Here is a 2,489-nt window from a genome sequence, read left to right as displayed (position 1 = left end):
GTTTTCTTGTTTTCTTGTTTTCTTGTTTGGTTGTTAGGTAGTCGATGGCCTGATTTGATTATCGGTTGTGTCATCGTGTTAGTTGTCCTTAATGGAGCCAGAATTATCATCAAGGATGCCAGGAAGGAGCTGATAGCATCTAACTTTGATGACTGTTTTGGCAATTCGGAATATCAAACTGGCGATATAACTCTTGACTCAACCCTAATATGTCCTGAATGCGGTCACCAAGAAACAGAGATCATGCCAACAGATGCATGTCAGTGGTTTTATGAGTGCAAGGGAGGTGGCGAACTAATCAAACCAAAACATGGCGATTGCTGCGTATTCTGTTCTTACGGGACTGTGCCTTGTCCTCCTGTCCAAGAAGGTACAAGTACTTGTTGTTCATCCTGAATTGAATGCCTTCTTTGATTGCCAGCTTGGCGGAACAACAACGCAATGCAGGGTGCAATTAACCATTCAGGTTAAACAGGTTCCAGTCAGAATCTACAGCTATTCAGTGCCCCCGGGAATGAGGATTTGACCTGCCCAGTAATTAACAGGGATGCATATGGACGTAAAAAAGCCCCTGAGAGCAGGGGCTTTTTCGTTATGAGAGAGGGTGATCCGGCAGAATACAATAGTGTATTAAGCACAATCTCCTACTGCAGCCTGGTATTCATCAATATCCAGTTTGCCGTCTTTATTTGTATCCGATTCTTCAAATTTTGCATCAACCCCACTGGTAGCAAACTCAGCAGCATCTACAAAACCGTCGCCATTAGCATCGGCTTTTGGAAATTCTTTTGGTTCAGCTGTTTGAGCAAATGCAATGTTGCTAGTCAGAAGCGCAGCACAGGCAGCAAAGATCATTGGTGTCATTTTCATAAGTTTGGTCCTTTAAAAAATAATAAAAACCGGCTGGTTTCAGTATAGTAGCGCAGTAATGAAAACCAGATCATGCGATACATCAAATTATACTGTGATGTAGCAGAAAAGACAAGAATCGGAGTGGGGTTATCCATAGTCGACTACAATTATCAGGATGAAAAATAGTCTATAACTATTTGATATAAAGTATTATGATTCACGATTGGCTTGTATAATGACAGATTGTCACGCGTGCGTGACACTTCAGGATAGTGTCTAGGGCCGTAATGACTAGTAAGTGTAATCGTAGTTTCTGTACTTCCCGTACTTGTAATATCCACCATATCCGGAGGCACCCTGGCTCATCTGGTTGAGCACGCCGCCGATGATATGGCTATCTACCTGGCGCAGGCGTTTTACGCCTTCTTTTACGAGATGGTAGGGTGTTGATTCGGCCTTGATGACATAGATGACACCAGACGCCTGGTTGGCAACCAGGATGGCATCACTGACCAGCTGCGTTGGAGCGGTATCTATGATGACTCTGTCGTAATGGGAGGCCAGTTTCTGCAGTGCCTCGGAAAAACGTTGCGAGGAGAGCAGCTCCTGCGGATTTGGAGGAATCATGCCCGCAGGTAGTATGTAGATACCCGCATCTTCATTATGGATGATGCATTTGGCCTCTTCCTCAGTTCCTGCCAAGAGATCAGAGAGTCCCGGTGTATTCTTCTCTATACCAAAGTGCGGGCCGAGGCTTGCACGCCGCATATCGGCATCGATCAGCAGAACCTTTTCCAGTTGTCCCAGTGCAACCGCAAGGTTGATCGAGACGGTCGTTTTGCCTTCACCAGGAACAGAGGAGGTCACTGCAACAACCTTGTCCGGTGAATCGAGCGATGTCAGTAACACCCCTGTCCGAATAGTACGAATCGATTCAGAAAAGAGTGATTTCTGGTCGTCGATGTACATTCTTTCAGGTGATAAATTGCTCTTGTCCGATTTCAGGACCTGCAGGTTGCCAAGAGTGGCAATACCGATCTTTTCTTCAACATCCTGACTGTTTTTCAGGGTGTCGTTGATGTAATCGAGCAAGAAGGCGAGCAACAGGCCAAGAAACAGTCCGGCCAGCGTTGCAATGGCAACAATACGTTCCAGGTTCGGCCAGTAGTGGCCGCCGGGTACTCTTGCTTCATCGATGATTCGCGCATTGGGGGTGTTATTGCCGCTGGAGATGTTGGTCTCCTTGAAACGTGTCAGGAATGTGTCGTATAGCTTCTGGTCAGCCTCAAGATTTCGTTCGAGTGCCCTGTATTCAGACTGTTTGCTGTCGATTGCCTGTGCCTGCAGTTTCAGATCATCAAACTGTTTCTGTAACTTCTTTTCCAGCCACTGTGCACGCTCAAATTCCTTGTCGATATTGTTGAGAACGATATCGACCTCTTTTTTCATGCGGCTGATACGCGCCTGATGAGCCGCTTTTGCAGCAATCATCTTGGGGTGTTTGGGACCATATCGTTTTGCAAGCTGTGCAATTTCCAGCTCGGAATCGAGTTCCTCGCGTTTTGCTTCCTTCGCTGCGCGCCAAGGAGAGAGAATCGAAGGCGCGTAGTCCCCGGTAGCCACTAGGCGAGACTGTT

3 protein-coding genes are annotated in these 2,489 nt (G+C 46.7%); 1 reads left to right on the top strand and 2 read right to left on the bottom strand.

What is annotated here, in order from left to right:
* The first annotated feature begins 186 nt into the window (after positions 1-186).
* On the top strand, positions 187-396 hold the full coding sequence (locus BOW51_RS11820; RefSeq protein WP_217349032.1) for a GDCCVxC domain-containing (seleno)protein: 210 nt from the start codon (positions 187-189) through the stop codon (positions 394-396).
* Between the two features lie 234 nt (positions 397-630).
* On the opposite strand, the gene BOW51_RS09800 is transcribed toward BOW51_RS11820, so the two are convergent.
* Complete coding sequence (locus BOW51_RS09800; RefSeq protein ID WP_078477555.1) at positions 631-870, bottom strand: EF-hand domain-containing protein; 240 nt, start codon at positions 868-870, stop codon at positions 631-633.
* Positions 871-1,143: 273 nt separating this feature from the next.
* Positions 1,144-2,489 (bottom strand): polysaccharide biosynthesis tyrosine autokinase (locus BOW51_RS09795; RefSeq protein WP_135568231.1); only part of this gene is annotated, 1,346 nt, incomplete at its 5' end.

This window comes from Solemya elarraichensis gill symbiont (assembly GCF_002021095.1).
Classification (GTDB): domain Bacteria; phylum Pseudomonadota; class Gammaproteobacteria; order Chromatiales; family Chromatiaceae.
Note: the sequence above shows the minus strand (reverse complement) of the source record. Positions and strands in the feature narration are given on the sequence as shown.

Coding starts and splice junctions, on each gene's coding strand:
- BOW51_RS09800 (WP_078477555.1), bottom strand. CDS start 870: ATGAAAATGACACCAATGATCTTTGCTGCCTGTGCTGCGCTTCTGACT.